Annotated in this window: 1 protein-coding gene; it reads right to left on the reverse strand. The window is 57.8% G+C overall.

The window, feature by feature from the left end; translation table 11 throughout:
* On the reverse strand, positions 1-223 hold a 223-nt coding region (locus E4K09_RS04365; RefSeq protein WP_193557248.1), incomplete at both ends, for a calcium-binding protein.

The raw sequence follows: 223 nt of genomic DNA on the forward strand, positions 1-223 counted from the left end.
GAGGTTGTTGGCGCGCTCATCACCGTAGAAGACATCGTTGCCCGCGGTTGCGGTCGTGGCCATGGTGAATATTTGATCATAGGTCCACATCGTGCCGTCAGCAAAGTGCACTTCCTCGATCCGATACAGAGAGCTGTAAGCCGTCTGGTCGAGAGTGACCTTGTCGGTGCCGATGGTCAGGAGGAGGTCTTGCCCGGCGCCCGCCTGACTAACAATGACCTGC

The sequence above is a fragment of the Microvirga pakistanensis genome, from assembly GCF_004458765.1.
GTDB classification, from domain to species: domain Bacteria; phylum Pseudomonadota; class Alphaproteobacteria; order Rhizobiales; family Beijerinckiaceae; genus Microvirga; species Microvirga pakistanensis.